At 71.1% G+C, this 15574-nt stretch carries 20 protein-coding genes; 5 read left to right on the forward strand and 15 right to left on the reverse strand.

Annotated elements, in window-relative coordinates; all coding sequences use genetic code 11:
* Nucleotides 1–3 precede the first annotated feature (3 nt).
* From AB0I03_RS06700 to AB0I03_RS06715, 4 genes are all read right to left on the reverse strand, one after another.
* On the reverse strand, nucleotides 4–345 hold the full coding sequence (locus tag AB0I03_RS06700) for a type VII secretion target (RefSeq protein ID WP_360407539.1): 342 nt from the start codon (nucleotides 343–345) through the stop codon (nucleotides 4–6).
* A 252-nt stretch (nucleotides 346–597) separates the two neighbouring features.
* The gene (locus AB0I03_RS06705; protein WP_360407542.1) at nucleotides 598–1014 is read right to left on the reverse strand and encodes a hypothetical protein; all 417 of its coding nucleotides are present in this window, start codon (nucleotides 1012–1014) and stop codon (nucleotides 598–600) included.
* A gap of 13 nt (nucleotides 1015–1027) precedes the next feature.
* Nucleotides 1028–1285, reverse strand: a complete 258-nt coding sequence (locus AB0I03_RS06710) for a hypothetical protein (protein WP_360407544.1) — start codon at nucleotides 1283–1285, stop codon at nucleotides 1028–1030.
* Nucleotides 1285–1659: a DUF2089 domain-containing protein gene (locus AB0I03_RS06715; RefSeq protein WP_360407547.1), complete on the reverse strand. Its 375-nt coding sequence runs from the start codon at nucleotides 1657–1659 to the stop codon at nucleotides 1285–1287. The genes AB0I03_RS06710 and AB0I03_RS06715 overlap by 1 nt, the downstream gene beginning before the upstream one ends.
* A gap of 205 nt (nucleotides 1660–1864) precedes the next feature.
* On the opposite strand from AB0I03_RS06715, the gene AB0I03_RS06720 reads away from it, so the two are divergent.
* Nucleotides 1865–2566 carry a GDSL-type esterase/lipase family protein gene (locus tag AB0I03_RS06720; RefSeq protein ID WP_360407550.1) on the forward strand — a complete coding sequence of 234 codons (702 nt, stop codon included), beginning with the start codon at nucleotides 1865–1867 and terminating at the stop codon, nucleotides 2564–2566.
* Nucleotides 2567–2689: 123 nt separating this feature from the next.
* Here the strand turns inward: AB0I03_RS06720 and AB0I03_RS06725 are convergent, their stop codons facing one another.
* From AB0I03_RS06725 to AB0I03_RS06735, 3 genes are all read right to left on the reverse strand, one after another.
* Nucleotides 2690–3025, reverse strand: a complete 336-nt coding sequence (locus AB0I03_RS06725) for a hypothetical protein (protein ID WP_360407553.1) — start codon at nucleotides 3023–3025, stop codon at nucleotides 2690–2692.
* A 60-nt stretch (nucleotides 3026–3085) separates the two neighbouring features.
* A complete protein-coding gene (locus AB0I03_RS06730; RefSeq protein WP_360407556.1) occupies nucleotides 3086–3913 on the reverse strand; it encodes an aminoglycoside phosphotransferase family protein in 828 nt (275 codons plus the stop codon).
* A 132-nt stretch (nucleotides 3914–4045) separates the two neighbouring features.
* On the reverse strand, nucleotides 4046–4639 hold the full coding sequence (locus AB0I03_RS06735; protein WP_360407559.1) for a M15 family metallopeptidase: 594 nt from the start codon (nucleotides 4637–4639) through the stop codon (nucleotides 4046–4048).
* 90 nt (nucleotides 4640–4729) lie between these two features.
* On the opposite strand from AB0I03_RS06735, the gene AB0I03_RS06740 reads away from it, so the two are divergent.
* Nucleotides 4730–5404: a response regulator transcription factor gene (locus tag AB0I03_RS06740; protein WP_360407562.1), complete on the forward strand. Its 675-nt coding sequence runs from the start codon at nucleotides 4730–4732 to the stop codon at nucleotides 5402–5404.
* Entirely contained in the window at nucleotides 5397–6521 is a 1125-nt protein-coding gene (locus AB0I03_RS06745) for a HAMP domain-containing sensor histidine kinase (RefSeq protein ID WP_360407565.1), read from the forward strand. Before AB0I03_RS06740 ends, AB0I03_RS06745 begins: the two co-directional genes overlap by 8 nt.
* Here AB0I03_RS06745 and AB0I03_RS06750 read toward each other — a convergent pair.
* Genes AB0I03_RS06750 through AB0I03_RS06765 form a run of 4 tightly spaced genes read right to left on the reverse strand, consistent with a single transcriptional unit; the run spans nucleotide 6498 to nucleotide 9574 of the window.
* Complete coding sequence (locus AB0I03_RS06750) at nucleotides 6498–6941, reverse strand: GNAT family N-acetyltransferase (protein ID WP_360407568.1); 444 nt, start codon at nucleotides 6939–6941, stop codon at nucleotides 6498–6500. The two genes, AB0I03_RS06745 and AB0I03_RS06750, sit on opposite strands and share 24 nt — an antisense overlap.
* A 9-nt stretch (nucleotides 6942–6950) precedes the next feature.
* On the reverse strand, nucleotides 6951–7559 hold the full coding sequence (vanX, locus tag AB0I03_RS06755) for a D-Ala-D-Ala dipeptidase VanX (protein ID WP_360407571.1): 609 nt from the start codon (nucleotides 7557–7559) through the stop codon (nucleotides 6951–6953).
* Nucleotides 7549–8604, reverse strand: coding sequence for a D-alanine--(R)-lactate ligase (gene vanA, locus AB0I03_RS06760; protein WP_360407574.1), 1056 nt, complete (start codon nucleotides 8602–8604; stop codon nucleotides 7549–7551). Before vanA ends, vanX begins: the two co-directional genes overlap by 11 nt.
* Nucleotides 8597–9574, reverse strand: coding sequence for a D-isomer specific 2-hydroxyacid dehydrogenase family protein (locus AB0I03_RS06765; RefSeq protein ID WP_360407577.1), 978 nt, complete (start codon nucleotides 9572–9574; stop codon nucleotides 8597–8599). The genes vanA and AB0I03_RS06765 overlap by 8 nt, the downstream gene beginning before the upstream one ends.
* A gap of 195 nt (nucleotides 9575–9769) precedes the next feature.
* Between AB0I03_RS06765 and murF the strand changes: the two genes are divergently transcribed.
* Complete coding sequence (murF, locus tag AB0I03_RS06770) at nucleotides 9770–11125, forward strand: UDP-N-acetylmuramoyl-tripeptide--D-alanyl-D-alanine ligase (protein ID WP_360407580.1); 1356 nt, start codon at nucleotides 9770–9772, stop codon at nucleotides 11123–11125.
* Here the strand turns inward: murF and AB0I03_RS06775 are convergent.
* Together AB0I03_RS06775 and AB0I03_RS06780 are read right to left on the reverse strand one after the other, a co-directional pair.
* Nucleotides 11006–11923, reverse strand: a complete 918-nt coding sequence (locus AB0I03_RS06775) for a hypothetical protein (protein WP_360407583.1) — start codon at nucleotides 11921–11923, stop codon at nucleotides 11006–11008. The genes murF and AB0I03_RS06775 overlap by 120 nt on opposite strands.
* 72 nt (nucleotides 11924–11995) lie before the next feature.
* Nucleotides 11996–12928 carry an aldo/keto reductase gene (locus AB0I03_RS06780; RefSeq protein ID WP_360407585.1) on the reverse strand — a complete coding sequence of 311 codons (933 nt, stop codon included), beginning with the start codon at nucleotides 12926–12928 and terminating at the stop codon, nucleotides 11996–11998.
* A 126-nt stretch (nucleotides 12929–13054) separates the two neighbouring features.
* Between AB0I03_RS06780 and AB0I03_RS06785 the strand changes: the two genes are divergently transcribed.
* A complete protein-coding gene (locus AB0I03_RS06785; RefSeq protein ID WP_360407587.1) occupies nucleotides 13055–13939 on the forward strand; it encodes a LysR family transcriptional regulator in 885 nt (294 codons plus the stop codon).
* Nucleotides 13940–13942: 3 nt separating this feature from the next.
* On the opposite strand, the gene AB0I03_RS06790 is transcribed toward AB0I03_RS06785, so the two are convergent.
* Together AB0I03_RS06790 and AB0I03_RS06795 are read right to left on the reverse strand one after the other, a co-directional pair.
* Nucleotides 13943–14632, reverse strand: coding sequence for a glycosyl transferase (locus AB0I03_RS06790; RefSeq protein WP_360407590.1), 690 nt, complete (start codon nucleotides 14630–14632; stop codon nucleotides 13943–13945).
* A 25-nt stretch (nucleotides 14633–14657) separates the two neighbouring features.
* Complete coding sequence (locus AB0I03_RS06795; protein ID WP_360407593.1) at nucleotides 14658–15569, reverse strand: carbohydrate ABC transporter permease; 912 nt, start codon at nucleotides 15567–15569, stop codon at nucleotides 14658–14660.
* Nucleotides 15570–15574 lie beyond the last annotated feature (5 nt).

Raw genomic sequence — 15574 nt, forward strand, 5'->3', positions numbered from 1 at the left:
TCCTTACTGGGCCGGCTGCTGCGGCACGAGCCCGGCGAAGAGCGCGTCGAGCTCCGCGGCGGCGTCGTCGTCGGCGGCCTGGTAGTCGTCCGCGAAGCCGCGGAGGTTCTCCGCGTAGTCAGCGAGGCCCTCGATGTTGGTCTCGAAGCACTCCCTCGCCGCTTCGAGGCAGGCGGTGTGCGCTTCGCCGAGGATCGAGCCGATGTCGTCGCCGCCGAACGCGTCGAAGAGGGATTCGGCCTCGGTCCGGAACTGCTCGTACCGCGCCTGGACGGAGGCCTTGGCCTGGTCCAGCTGGTCGGCGCCCTTCCGCAGCGATTCGGGGTCGATGTCGATGGACTGCATGTCGTTCCCGCCTTCTGACCGGCCTCGGACTGAGGAGGTGAGCTCTGGTCACCCTACAAGACCAGGTGCACGGCGGTTCGCGCAAGTCGCGCCGGTGCGAGCGAAACCATATGGGGCAGAGGAGGAGCGGCCAGTGTCCTACCTGGTCGGTGCGGTCAGGCCCACCGGGTCCGGCGGAGCCGCCGCCGCCGGGCCGCGGCCTGCAGTCGCGCCTGCGTCACCTTGGCCGCCACGCGGAACCGCCACATCGGACTACTCGCTGTAGATCCGGACCTGGGCATCGGCGCTGTCGATGTCCACGGTCACCTCGTCGAGGTGGTTCACGAGCTCCTCGAGCTCGTCGGGCTTGAGCTGGGTCAGGTCGAACGGGACGCCGGATTTGGCCATCTCGGCGTTGGCCTTCACGAGCGCCTGCGGCGGAACGAGGGCCGTCAGCCGCACCCCGGCGCGCAGGAGCGCCAGCGGCACACGGATGTTGACGCGTCCGGGCTCGCCGTTGTCCACGTACTCCACGAGCAGGCGCAGGTACTTCGCCTTGCCTTTGGGCCGGCCGGGGGCGCTGGGCGCGGGCTCGCCGAGTTCGATGGCGGCGAGCAGGCGTTCGGCCTCGTCGACGGTGACGGTGCCTTCGGCCAGCATGTCCAGGATGGCTTTGCGCTGTTCGTTCATTGCGGTACCTCTCTTAACGGATGATCACGAGGAAGGCGTGGCGGCCGTGCTCGAAGTCGAATCGGGAGCCGGGGAGCGCGGCGATGACCCGCCAGACGCCGGCGATGGTCCGCCGCACGCTCATGTCGTAGATCTGACAGGCGATGACCCCGCCGAGGAGTGCCGGCAGGAGGATCGGCGAGAGCACGATCACCAGGAGTAGGACGGGAACCCAGAGTCGGACGGGGCGGTGTCCCGGGCGAGTGAAGCGGATGGTCACGAGCTGCGGCATCACGGCGACCCCTCCAGTTCGGACAGTGCCTGCTCGGCGGTGATCTCGCCGCGGCGCAGCCGTTCGATGACGTCGGCGCGCGAGGGCGCCGGGTCGGTCTCGACGAAGTCGAGGGCCTGGGTGATCCGGTTGAGCCGGGACTTGATCGTGGGGTAGCTGACGCCGAAGATCCGCTCCATCTCCTTGATGGAGCCGTGGCACCGCACGAACGCGGTGACGAAGACCTGGTCCTCGGCGCTGAGCTGCGCGAGCTGCGGGAGCTCGAACGCGCCCTCGATCGCGACGCCGCTGTCGAGGCGCACCCGCTCGACGGTGAACGGCTGCCCGCGCGTCAGGTTCGTGAGCTCCTGCCAATCCAATGCTTCATCTTCCATAAATCAATTAGTACTCGCTGGGATCTTAATTTTCAAGAGTCGCAGATTGATTTTCTTAAGATCTGCGGCTCGGCGTCCACCCCTGGGATCGCTCGCGGGGGCCCGGCGTCGGCGGCGACCGCCGTCGATACGATGCCGATGGCCCGGCGCAACCGCTTTCCAGCAGTATTCGGCGGACGCGTCACCGCATCGTGAAAGGCAGATCATGATCCACCTCGCCGGCGACTCCACCGTCGCTCCGACCGACAACGGCGCCTCCTCCGGGCACGCCGAACTGCCGCTCCTGGGCTGGGGGGACGAGCTCGCCGCGTTCCTCTCCGAACCGGTGAGCAACCGCGCCTTCGGCGGCGCCACCACCGCGACCTTCCGGGAGCGGGGCAACTGGAAGCTCATCACGGACGAGCTGCGACCGGGCGACACCGTGGTCTTCGGCTTCGGCCACAACGACCAGAAGGAGCCCGAGACCCTCGCCGCGGAGGGCGGCTACCGCGAGCGCCTCACCGCGTTCATCGAGGAGGTCCGCCGCGCCGACGCGAAGCCGGTGCTCACCACCAGTGTCGAGCGGCGGATGTTCACTTCCGATGGGGCCCTGCGGTACTCGCACGGGCCGTACCCGGCCGAGGTCCGCCGCCTCGGGCACGAGCTCGACGTGCCGGTCATCGACCTCAACACCTTCACCCGCTGGCTCTACACCTGGCTCGGCGAGGAGGCCTCGGCCGCGCTCTTCGTGCACGGCGCGGCCGCCGAGCACGGCCTGGAGGTGAGCGCCGACCTCAAGAAGGACAACACGCACTACACGACCGCCGGCGCCACCGCGGTGGCGCGATTCGTGGCCGAATCACTCCGCGCGCTCGACGGCGAAGGCACCGACGCGGTCCCGGCCGGGCTCGAGATGGTCCGGAAGTAGCGCCGGAACGCGAGCCGTTCGAGCCCTCGGCTCCGTCGCGCCGGTGCGGCCCGAATGCGCTTCGGGCCGCACCGGCGGTGCTCAAGGCCGGAGCGGGGGTTCGGTCGGGCCGCACCGGCGGCGCTAACGCATGTCGCCGATCTCCCCTTCGGCCGGTCGCACCCCGGGGCGGGTGTTCAGGCGCTCCTCCAGCGAGGTCGTGTACAGCTGCGCGGTGAGTTTCGCCGGGTGCGACGAGGGCCAGACCTGGCGGCGGAACCGCCAGCGGCACCCCTCGTAGTCGACGATCGTGGTGGCGTGGACGACGTCGCCGTCACCCTCCACGCCGAACGACTCGACCTTGCACTCGGACCGGGTGAGCATCGAGGCCACGCCCGCCCAGGCGACGGGCAGGAATGCCGCGATGTGCCGGATGCGCCCGTCGGGGTCGAACTGCCGATCCCAGGTCTGCTGATCCATGGTCGTCGATACTAGGGTTCGGGTGCGAATCTCAGGCGTGCGGGCGGTGCGGCGAGATCCTCAGTGACCGAGCGCCGAACGCATGCGGCCCAGCCATTCCTCACCCAGGCGGCGGCCGTCCGGGAGCCGGTCGTCGCGGTCCCAGCGCCAGGTGGTGACCATCGCGAGCATCAGGATGCGGCACTGGCGCAGCAGTTCCCGGTCGACGCCCGGGTAGTGCTCCTCCAGCTCGTCGGGCGCGTGCGCGAGGTCGAATTCGACGGGCCCGCGGCAGCAGGTCTCGAAGTCGATGAACAGGGGCCCCTGCGCGGTGGCGAGCAGGTTGCCGGGGTGCGGCTCGCCGTGCAGGAGCTGGTCCTGGCCGTGCCCGGCGATCTCGCCCCGCAGGTCGCGCAGCGTGTCGGCGAGGAGCTTCCGCTCCGGTTCGGCGAGTTCGGGACTGCGGTCCCGGTCGGCCAGGATCTGCTGCGCCTCTTCGACCCGGTCGGTGAAGTGCGGTGTCGGGATGTCGAGCGATCGCATGCCGGCGTGCAGCCGCGCGAGGGCGTCGGCGTAGTCGGCCGGCGGAATCTCGTCGGCCGACACGGGGGCGTAGTAGGTCCACAGTGTGATGTCGAAGCCGTCGCGCCGGTGGACGCGCGGTTCCACGCGCGGATCGAGCGCGGCCACGGGGCCACCGGACTCGGCGAGCCGCCGGGCGACGTCGATCTCGAACTGCGCGCTCCGATGCGCCGCGGGGACGACCCGGGCGAGCACGTCGCAGGGCAGGAGCCGCAGCGTGAGAATGTTCGAGTCGTTCAGGACGATCGCGTCGTCGGCCCGCAGCCCGAGGGATGCGGCGATCGCTTTCGCCGCGGCCACCGCCCGCGCGGCGCTCGGAACCTCCATCGGTCTGGCCCCTCTCCCCTGCTCGGCCCGCGCAGTGAGCGCGGTGCCCGCAATGCCGTGCGCGGGCCTGCTCGACATCGTACGGGCGCACCGGCTTTCGTTCGAGCGCGTTTTTCGGCGGGCGCGCAGCGGTCAGCCGCGCCGGTGGCGCGGGTCTTGAGCGGGGTTGTCGTACATGGGCGGCGGGCCGTCCACGACCGCTTCGGGGCGCAGTTCGAAGTGCCAGGGCTCGTTCCGGTAGATCTGGCACAGGCCGTAGGCGGTCCCGTGCCGCGCCAGCCACGCAGCGGCGGCGCGCGGGCCGATGTCGACCGCGTGCCCGGCGACGTGGGCCGAGGTCTCCGGGGTGGACACCCAGCGGGAGGCCGCCTCCTCGGAGCCGTACCGGGCGACCGCTTCGCGGCGCAGGTGCCGCTGGTACTCCGGTGAGCGCCAGCCGCTGTTGACGTAGCAGACGAGGCCGTCGCGCGCGGCGTCCGCCGCGGCCCGGCGCAGGGCCGCGAGGAGCGCCGGGTCGAGGTTGGCCACGCCGGCGACCGCGTCGTCGAAGACCGTGGTCCGGTACGGGACGGCGCCGTCGGCGACGCCGAGCGCGCCGCGGTCGCGGATGTCGAGGAGCCGGTAGCCGAGCGCCTTGGCGATCGCCGCGAGGAGGGCGACGGCGCGGGCGGCGAGGCCCCGGCGGAGCCGGCGGGTCATGGTCCGTGCGGAAAGGCTGTAGGACATGCCCTTCAGTACAGGCGGGGCGGTGTTGTCGGCGCGTTAGCGGTTTTCGATATGCCGACGATAGGTGCGGGTCCGTAGCATCGTGGAACTATGCGCGTGCTGATCGTCGAGGACGAACCCTATCTGGCAGAGGCCATCCGCGACGGGCTGCGGCTGGAGGCCATCGCCGCGGACATCGCCGGCGACGGCGACACCGCCCTGGAGCTGCTGAGCGTCAACGCCTACGACATCGCGGTCCTCGACCGCGACATCCCCGGGCCCTCCGGCGACGAGGTCGCCGCGAGCATCGTCGACTCGGGCTCCGGCATGCCGATCCTCATGCTCACCGCCGCGGACCGGCTCGACGACAAGGCCTCCGGGTTCGAGCTCGGGGCGGACGACTACCTCACGAAGCCGTTCGCGCTCAAGGAGCTCGTGCTGCGCCTGCGGGCGCTCGACCGCAGGCGGGCCCACCACCGCCCGCCCGTGCGCGAGCTCGCGGGCCTGCGCCTGGACCCGTTCCGCCGCGAGGTCTTCCGCGACGGCAAGTACGTCGCGCTCACCCGCAAGCAGTTCGCGGTGCTCGAAGTCCTCGTCGCGGCCGAGGGCGGGGTGGTGAGCGCCGAGGACCTGCTGGAGCGGGCGTGGGACGAGAACGCCGACCCGTTCACGAACGCCGTGCGCATCACGGTCTCGGCCCTGCGCAAGCGGCTCGGCGAGCCGTGGGTCATCGCCACGGTGCCCGGCGTCGGCTACCGCATCGAGACGGGCGCGGACCGTGGATAGGCGTCCGGGCCTGAGCGTCCGGCTCAAACTGGCGATCAGCTACGCCGCGCTCCTGCTGCTCGCCGGGGCGGTCCTGCTCGCGGTCGTCTGGCTGTTCCTCTTGCGCTACGTGCCTCGCGAGGCGACCACCCTCGGCGACCCCTGCGAACCCGGCACCGCGGGCCGGTGCCCTCCGACCTTCTTCATCCCCGGCCAACTCGACCTCTGGCGCGCGTTCGCCCCGAAGGCGGCGCTGATGATGGGCCTCCTGCTCGTGCTCGGCCTCGTCGGCGGCTGGTTCCTCGCCGGCCGGATGCTCGCCCCGCTCAACCAGATCGCGGGCGCCACCCGGATCGCCGCGAAAGGTTCGCTCGGGCACCGCATCCGCATGCCCGGCCGCAGCGACGAGTTCCGCGAGCTCGCGGACGCCTTCGACTCGATGCTCGAGCAGATCGAGGCGAACGTGGGCGAGCACCAGCGGTTCGCCGCCAACGCCTCTCATGAACTGCGTACTCCCCTGGCCACCATGCAGACGCTTCTCGATGTGGCACAGCGCGACCCGGCCGGATGCACGCCGGAACTCGTCGACCGCCTGCACTTCGTGAACGCCAGGGCCATCGACCTCACCGAGGCGCTGCTCATGCTGAGCCGCACCGGTCAGCGCTCCTTCACCCGCGAACCCGTCGACCTGTCGCTCACAGCGGAGGAGGCCGCCGAGACGCTGCTCCCGCTCGCGGAGCGGCGCGGCGTGGACGTCCAGGTCTCCGGTGAGCTCGCGTCGGCCGCGGGCTCGCCCGCCCTACTGCTCCAAATGGCCGTGAACCTGCTGCACAACGCGATCGTGCACAACCGAGCCGAGGGCGGCACAGTGCGGGTCGAGACCACTGCGGATGCCGAGGCCGCGGTGCTCACGGTGGAGAACACCGGTGTAGTGCTCAGGCCACACCTGGTGGCGACGCTCTCCGAGCCGTTCCAGCGCGGCACGCGCCGCGTCCACGCCGATCATGCGGGGGTCGGCCTCGGCCTGGCGATCGTCGAGAACATCGTCAAGGCCCACGAAGGCCGGCTCACGCTGACCGCCCGCCCCGAGGGCGGGCTCCGGGTGGAGGTCCGGCTACCCGTCGCCGAGGCTCCGTAGGAATCGCGACGACCGTCCTGTTTGGATGGTGTAGCCGCGGTGCTGATAGAAGGCGTGTGCCGCTTCGCGGTGGTCGCTGCTGGTGACCTCCATGGCCCTGCATCCGCGCTCGGCCGCGAACGATTCGGCGGCGTCCACGAGTCGGCCGCCGACGCCTCTGCCGCGGGCGGTGTCGGCGACGACCAGGGCCGCGATCCGGGCCCAGGAGCCGTCGCGTTCGAAGGACGGGCAGACGTGGACGGCGATGAGCCCCAGCAGTTCTCCGTCGAGGTCGGCAGTGAGGGCCGCGCTCGACGGGTCCGCGTTCCAGGCCTGGATGCGGGCGGCCGTGGCCGCGGAGCCGTCCTGCGGGTAGCCGAGCTGGCGCAGGAGCTCGGCCGCGGCTGCGGCGTCGTCGCTGTGCAGCGGTCGTATCCGCATGGCGGCCTCCTAGGCGACGGGGAAGTCGAAGTACGTGTCCGGGTAGGGCTCGTTCTCCAGTGTGTAGTGCCACCACTCCCATTGGTACGGAACGAAACCGCAGTCCTCCATGATGGAGCGAAGGAGCGCGCGGTTCGCGGCCTCGGCGGGGGTGAGGCCGGGCGCGCCGTGGTGCGAGACCGGGTCCATCAGGTCGTGGTGGCCGCCCATGGGGAGCGGCGCGCCGGTGTCGGGGCGGCAGAGCGTGAGGTCGACGGTGCTGCCGCGGCTGTGGCCCGACTTCGGTGCGACGTACCGCTTCGCGACCATCTCGGTCCGGTCGATGTTCGGGTAGTGGCTCGCTTTGGTGCGGCCGTCCTCGGGCAGCGCCGCCCAGCGCAGGAAGTGGTCGACGGCGCGCTGGGGCCGGTAGGCGTCCCAGACGAGCAGTCCGAGGCCGATCGACGCCGCTTTGCCCTGCGCCTGGGCGAGGGCCGCGCACAGCGCCCGCGTGCCGACGATGCGGTTCGCGAGGTACCCGTCGACCGGTGCGCCGATGAAGTTGTCGGCGGTCGCGTAGGTCGCGTTCCAGCGGATGCCCGGCACCGTGTCGTCCACGTAGGCGAAGTCATCGCGCAACGGCCGTTCCCTCCAGCGCCAGTGCGACCATCCGGTCGATCACCTCGGCGAGCGGCAGCCCCGAGGCCGCCATCATTCTCGGATAGCGGCTGTAGGAGGTCAAGCCGGGCATGGTGTTCACCTCGTTGAGGACGACCGTGCCGTCCGCTTTCAGAAACAGGTCCACCCGTGCGAGCCCCCGGCAGCCCAGGGCGCGGTAGATGGCCTTGGCGGTCTCCTGGACGAGCGCGCGCGATTCGGCGGGGATGTCGGCGGGGACGATGAACCGGGCGTTCTCCGATCCGGTCTCAGGGGTCTCCTCCTGGTGGATCCTGAAGAAGCCGTGGGAGAGTGCGACGCGGTCGACCTCGCCGGCGAACAGCTCGGCGCCGTTGCCGAGGACGGCGCAGCCGATCTCGGCGGCGTCGACGGCCTCCTCGATGAGGACCTTCGCGTCGTACCTCCTGGCGGTGTCCATCGCGTCCTGCAGGCCGGCCACATCGGTCGCCTTGGTGACGCCGAAGGAGGAGCCGGAGCGTGCGGGCTTGACGAACACGGGGTACGGGAGCGTCTCGGCGTCGATCTTCTCGACGTCGCTCTTGTCGTCGGTGTCGACGGTCCAGAAGGCGGGCACGGCGATCCCGGCCTCGCGGACGACGAGGTAGGTGAGGGTCTTGTCCATGCACAGCGCGGAGCTCTGGACGTCGCAGCCCGCGTAAGGGATGCCGGAGAGCTCGAGCAGGCCCTGGATCGCGCCGTCCTCGCCGAGTCTGCCGTGGAGCACCGGCAGCACGGCGTCGAGGCCGATCGTCTCGCACCGGTCCCCTTCGAGGACGAGCAGGCCGGGCGCGGCGCGGTCGGGCGAGAGCACGGCCGGGCGGCCGTCCTCCCAGCCCGGTCCGGGCCCGTCGCAGAGCCGCCAGGCGCCGGTCTCGGTGATGCCGAGGTAGTGCGGCTCGTACTTGTCGAGGTCGAGGCTCGCCGCGACCTCGCGCGCGGATTTGACGGACACGGGGTGCTCCTCGGAGCAGCCTCCGAAGACGATGCCGATCTGCAGTTTAGCCATGCTGGTTCCTTTCCTCGAAATGCAGGCAGTTCACAATGGAGTGTTCGACGGTGTCGCTGAGCGCGCGGTCGGTGTAGTAGGCGGTGTGCGGGCTGATGAGCACGTTCGGCATCTGCTGCAGGCGCAGCAGGGGCTTGCTCTCCACGGGCGTCTCCCGATGCGCGGTGTAGAACACGCCCTCTTCGCCTTCGAGCACGTCCAGGGCCGCGCCGCCGAGCCTGCCGCTCTCCAGCGCCGAGACCAGGGCCTCGGTGTCGATGAGCGCCCCGCGCCCGGTGTTGACGACGTAGGCGCCGCGGCGCATCCGCGCGATGCGCTGGCGGTCGAGGAGGTGGTGCGTGCCCGGGTTGAGCGGCGTGTGGAGGGTGACGATGTCGCTGCGGCGCAGCAGCTCGTCGAGGGGCACGTACTCGGCGGCGGCCTTGGGGGTGTTGTCGTGGGCCAGGATGCGGCAGCCGAAGCCGCGCAGCCGGTCGACGACCGCCGCGCCGATGCGGCCCGTGCCGACCACGCCCACCGTGAGATCCCGCAGGTCGCGCCCGCGCGCCTCGTGGAGCCGGTAGTCGTGGACCTCGGCGCGCAGGACCGTGGACTTCGCGTTCCGGACCGCCATCAGCATGAGCATGAGCGTGTAGTCGGCGACGCTGTCGCTGGAGTACGCGACGTTCCCGACCTCGATGCCGAGGCTCTGCGCGTACTGCACGCTGATGTGGTTGAAGCCGATGCTGCGGGTGGAGATGTAGGCGACGCCGGCGCGGCTGAGTGCGCGCAGCGCGGCGCTGGTGACGCGGGTCTTGTGGCCGATGCTGATGCACCGGTCGCCGGCCACGAGGTCCGCGTTCGCCTCGGAGACCGGTTCCGCGGTGATCGTCGGCGCGACGCCGAAGCGCGGTGCGAGCTCGCGGAACAGCGCGGCCTCGTCCTCGCCGGCGCCGTAGATCGTGATGCCGACCGGTTCGTTCTTGAGCATGCGCACAGTCAACGGGGCGAAGCGTTGTCAGAGCGTATGGCGTTTTCGATATGCCGACGATAGGTCGGGCGTATCGCGCGCGTATCGAAAAGCGCATACGCCCGGGCAACAGCGGGCGGCATTGACTCGACGCATGACACCTGTGCGCAAGAACCGAACCGGACCAGTCCCCGCCGACCGCCGCGGGGCGCGGGCATGATCGCGCTGCGCCTCGGCGAGATCGCCGCGATCACCGGCGGCACAGTAGCTGGCGAGGACGTGACGGTGACCGCCCCGGCCGTGCTCGACGGCCGTCTCGCCGAGCCCGGCGGGCTCTTCGTCGCGTTCGGCGGCGAGCACGTGGACGGCCACGACTTCGCCGCCCAAGCAGGCGACGCCGGGGCGGTCGCCGTGCTGGGCTCGCGGCCCACGGCACTGCCCACGGTCGTCGTCGCGGATGCGCAGGCCGCACTGCAGGCGCTGGCCGCGAACGTCGTGGCGCGGCTGCGCAGCAGGCTCATCGTCGTCGGCGTCACCGGCTCGCAGGGCAAGACCAGCACCAAGGACCTGGTGGGGGCCGTGCTCTCCAGCGCCGCGCCCACGGTCACCACGGCCGGCTCGATGAACAACGAGCTCGGCGTGCCGATCACCATGCTCCGCGCGGACGCCGAGACCCGCTGCCTCGCTCTGGAGATGGGCGCGCGCCGCGTCGGCGACATCGCCGCGCTCGCCGCGCTGGTCCCGCCCGACATCGCCGTGGTCCTCAACGTCGGCCAGGCCCACCTGAGCCACTTCGGGACGCGCGGAGCGATCGCCGAGGCCAAGGGCGAACTCGTGCGGGGCCTCGCACCGGGCGGGACCGCCGTCCTCAACGCCGACGACCCGGCCGTGGCCGCGATGCGGGCGCTCACCGACGGCCCGGTCCTCACCTTCGGCCGCGCCGAGCACGCCGACGTGCGGGTCGTCGACCTCACTGTGGATCGCCGCAGCCGGCCGACCTTCTCCCTGCGGACCGCCGACGCCGCGACTCGGCTGACGCTGCCGCTCATCGGCGCGCACCAGGCGTGCAACGCGGCGGCCGCCGCGGCCGCGGGGCTCGCCGCCGGCATCCCCCTCGACGCGTCCGCGAAGGCGCTGGCCGGGGCCGCACTCTCGAAGTGGCGCATGGAACTGCACGACCTCCCGAGCGGGATCACCCTGCTCAACGACTCGTACAACGCCAACCCGGACTCGGCGCGCGCCGCCCTGGACGCCCTCGCGGCGATCGAGGGCGGACGCCGCATCGCCGTCCTCGGCGACATGGCCGAGCTCGGCGACGCGAGTGCGGCCGAGCACCGCGCGGTCGGCCGCTACGCCGCCGAGCGGGCGGACATGGTGATCGCGGTCGGCGAGGCCTCGCGACCGATCGCCGAGGGCGCGGGCGGCGATGCGGTCGCCTTGCGCGACAACGCGTCAGCCATCGCCCGACTCCGCGGACTCCTCGCCCCAGGCGACGTCGTCCTGGTCAAGGCCTCCCGTGAGGCCCGCCTCGACGAGGTGGCCGATGCCGTAGCCGCCGAGGAGTCCGAGTGAGACCCGCAACGGGGCCTGGGCCAGGGTGATCGCCTCGCGGATCTGGGCGGCGAGGGCCATGCGGCCGTCGTCGAAGAGGGCGGTGCGCATGAAGGTGAAGGCGCGCAGGCGCCCGTACCGGTCCACGGTGGCGCGGCAGAGCCGGCCGGTGGAGTACGCCTCGCGCCGAGCGGCGTCGCCGCGCCCTTTGCCCGAACCGATCTCGGGGAAGTCGTCGTACTGGCCGAGCTCCTTCGCGCGGCGCCAGCGCTGCTTCTCGGCCGCCACCCAGGCGCGCACGAGGCACATGCCCAGCGTGCGGCCGCCGATGCGCTCGACCCCGCGGAGGAGTTCGAGTTCGCGCAGCGTGCCGTCGAGGTTGATCGTCACCTTCACGGCCGCATGCGGGTCGATGCCGGTGAACGCCGCGGTCGGCTCCACGATCTCGTCGACCCGGTCCAGGAAGGCCGGGTCGAGTGCGGCGATCTCGCGGATGACGAGGTGCTGCGCGGTGAGCACCTGGCGCACGCTCATGCCCCCACTGGAGGTTCCTTCTACAGTGGAGCGGATGACGCGCCTGACGCCGCCCGCGTACTGCGGGTGGCGCTCCCCCACGCGCTCGACCAGTTCGCGCACCTGCTCCCGGGACGGATGCCTGCCGAAGTGGTGTGCGAGCGCGGTCGCGAACACGCGTCGCACCAGGGCACGGTAGGCGGTCCGCTCCCGCTCCGGCAAGTCGCGGTAGGCGATGCGGGCCTCGCGGCTGCCGGTGCGGAGGTACGCGACGAGCGCCCTCGGGCCGGGCACTGGTGGGGTCATTGACGTCCTCGTCCTGGGCGGGTCACAGCAACCCGCCCAGTCTACAAACCGACCGCCATTCCTCAATGGACGTTACGGGACGGTGTATCCCGCCGCGCGCACCAGTTCGTACCATTCGGGGCGGGTCAGCGGGACGTCCGAGCCCAGGGCCGAGGCGGCGACGCGCTCGGGGTTGGTGGTCCCGATGACGACCTGCATCTGCGCCGGGTGGCGGGTGATCCAGGCGACGGCGATCGCGATCGGCGGCACGTCGTACTTCGCGGCGAGCCGGTCGATCACGGCATTCAGCTCCGGGTAGCGCTCCGAGCCGAGGAACGGGCCGTCGAAGAAGCCCGCCTGGAACGGCGACCACGCCTGGAGGGTGATGCCGTGCAGGCGGCAGTAGTCGACGATGCCGTCGTCGCGCGCCACCGACTGGTCCAGGCCCTGCATGTTCGCGGCGATGCCCTGACTGATCAAGGGCGCGTGGGTGATCGAGAGCTGCACCTGGTTCGCCACGAGCGGCTGGTCCACGTACTTGCGCAGCAGGTCCATCTGGCGGGCCGTGTGGTTCGAGACGCCGAACGCGCGGACCTTCCCGGCGGCGGCGAGGTCGTCGAACGCGCGGGCGACCTCTTCGGGCTCGACCAGGGCGTCCGGGCGGTGCAGCAGCAGGATGTCGAGGTAGTCGGTGTCCAGCGCGGCCAGCGACTCGTCGACGGACTCGACGATGTGCTCGTACGAGAAGTCGAAGTACGGGCCGGGGTGCATGATGCCGGTCTTGGTCTGGATGACCAGGCGCTCGCGCTCGGCAGGCGTCAGCTTCATGGCCTCGGCGAAGCGGCGCTCGCAGCCGTGGCGTCCGCTGCCGTACAGGTCGGCGTGGTCCAGGAAGGTGACCCCCGCGTCGATCGCGGTGCTCAGGAGCGTGCGCACCTCCTCGTCGGTCTTGTCCTGGATGCGCATCAGGCCGAGCACCACGTTCGGTGCGGTGATGTCGGTGCCTGGCATGGTGAAGGTCTTCATCGGTCTCTCCTCGCCGGAGCTGGAACGCGGCGCCCGAGGCGGGCCCGCCCCGCTCATGCTAGGTACCGGTAATCTAGAAGTCCAACAACTGGCGATCATGGGATTGAGAAGCGCGGGGCATCGTTCATGGAACTGCGGCAGATGGAGTACCTGGTCGCGCTGGCGGATGAGAGGCACTTCACTCGGGCTGCCGAACTCACGGGGATCTCGCAGTCGGGCCTGTCGGCCGCGATCCGGGGGCTCGAGGAGGAGCTGGGCACGAGCCTGTTCATCAGGACCACCCGGCGGGTCGAGCCGACCGAGGCCGGGTTCGCGCTGCTGCCGTACGCGAGGGCGATGCTGGAGCAGGCGGCGGGCGCGCGCGACGCGGTGGTCAAGGCCAGCCGCGACCTCGCCGGGTCGCTGCGGATCGGCGCCGAGCAGTGCCTCGGCCTGGTCGACATCGCGGCCCTGCTCGACCGCTTCCACCGGCGCCACCCGCGCGTGGAGACGCACTTCGTGCAGTCCGGTTCGCACGACCTGCTGGGGCTGCTGCGCGCCGGGGAGCTCGACGTCGCGTTCGTGGCGACGGAGCGGCACCTGAGCGGCCTGCCGCGCCTGGAGATCGGGCGGGAGCCGCTGCTGGCGCTGCTGCCGCCGGACCATCCGCTCGCGACCCGCGCCTCCGTGCGCTGGGAGGCGCTGGCGGACGAGGCGTTCATCGACTTCGGCCCGGCGTGGGGGGTGCGGACGTTGAACGACGAGGCGTTCGCCGCGCGCGGCGTGCACCGGCGCGTCCGCTGCTCGGTCAACGACGTCCACACGCTGCTGGACCTGGTGTGCCGGGGGCTCGGCATCGCGGTGGTGCCGCGGCATGTGGCCGCGAAGCCGCAGGCGAGCGGGTTGCGGGCCCTGCCGATGGCGGCCGAGGGCGCTCCTGAGTGGACGGTGTCGGCGGTGTCGTCGGGCCGGGACCGCGCGGACTCCCCCGCCGCGCACCTCCTCGAACTGGTCAGGGAGCCGCGCGGCTGAGCGTCAGTCGTCCGCGGTGAAGCGCTTGGTGATGTCGGCGACGACCGGGCGCACCACGAGCCACAGCATCGCGGCGAACGCCCAGGCGAGCACGAGCAGCAGGCCCTCGGAGCTCACGATCACCGCGGCGACGGCCACGACGAGCAGCGAGAGGAGCCCGATCGAGGACTTCCAGGAGAGGAAGAACTCGGCCGCCGCCACCCGCAGCACATCGCGGAAGCGGAACGAGAAGAACGAGGACACCACGAGCAGGTGCCCCGACCACACGGCGAGCATCACCAGGAGCACGATGCACACCGGCCGCAGCATCCCGCCGCCGGCGACCTGCCCGGCGAACAGCACGTTCACCGAGAGCACCGTGGCGACCGCCAGCACCGGCGCCCACCACGCCAGCGTGTCCCGCAGGTTCAGCTTGAGGCCGCGGAAGAGCGGCCGGGCGGGGCTGAGGTCGGGCTCGTTCGCCCACGCCCGCTGCGCGTAGAGCGCCGCCGAGAGTGCGGGCGCCGCCGGCAGGAGCGCGGCGACGAACCAGACGACGTTGCCGGGGGCAGGGGCGAGCAGCGTCCACAGCAGCAGCGTCGGCGCCCCCGCGACCGCGAGGAACACCCCGAGGACGAGGAACCGGTAGACCGCGGCGGTGAACCGGGAGAGGACCCCCGGTCCGATCTCGTCCGCCTGCTGCTGCGTGCTCATGCCGCCGCCCCTTCCCTGGCTCGCACTATCCCTTGACCGATCCGAGCATGACACCCGACACGAAGTACCGCTGCACGAAGGGGTACACGCACAGGATCGGGATGACGGTGAGGATCATCGTCACCGCTTGGATGTTCGCGGAGACCTGCGCGGTCGTGCTGCCCGCGGCCGCCGCCCCTTCGGACGCCGTCGTCGACGCGCCCGCGATGAGGTTGCGCAGGTAGAGCGTGATCGGGAACAGCTCGCTCTTGTCGAGGTACAGGAACGCGGCGAACCAGTCGTTCCAGAACGCGACCGAGTAGAACAGCACCATCGTGGCGATGACGGCCTTCGAGAGCGGCAGGACGATCCGCCCGAAGATGCCGTACCAGCCGAGCCCGTCGATCTGCGCGGCCTCTTCGAGCTCCTTGGGCAGGTTCTCGAAGAACGCCTTCATCACCAGCAGGTTGAACACCGAGATCGCGCCCGGGAGCACGAGCGCCCACATGGTGTTCTTCATTTCCAGTGCCGAGATGAGCACGTAGTTCGGCACGAGGCCGCCGTTGAAGAACATCGTGAACACCGCGATGCCGATGAGCACCTTGCGGCCCTTGAGGTGCCGCTTCGACAGCACGAACGCGTAGGTCGTGGTGAGGACCATGGCGATCACGGTGCCGACCACCGTGTAGAGCACCGAGTTGCCGTAGTTGCGCCAGAAGATGTCGTCCGACATCACGATCGCATAGGTGTCCACATTGAAGTCGACCGGCAGGAAGTTGACCTGGCCGGCCTTGATCGCCCCGGAGGAGCTGAAGGACTGGGCGAGCACCGTGATGAACGGGTACAGCATCCCCAGGCACAGCAGCACCAGGAGGGTGCCGTTGAAGACGCCGAAGACGCGTTCGCCCCGCGTCAGCTGCGTCGCCCGCAGGCCCTTGGAGGGCGTCCTGGCCAACATGCGCG

The sequence above is a fragment of the Glycomyces sp. NPDC021274 genome, assembly GCF_040641195.1.
Lineage (GTDB): Bacteria > Actinomycetota > Actinomycetes > Mycobacteriales > Micromonosporaceae > Glycomyces.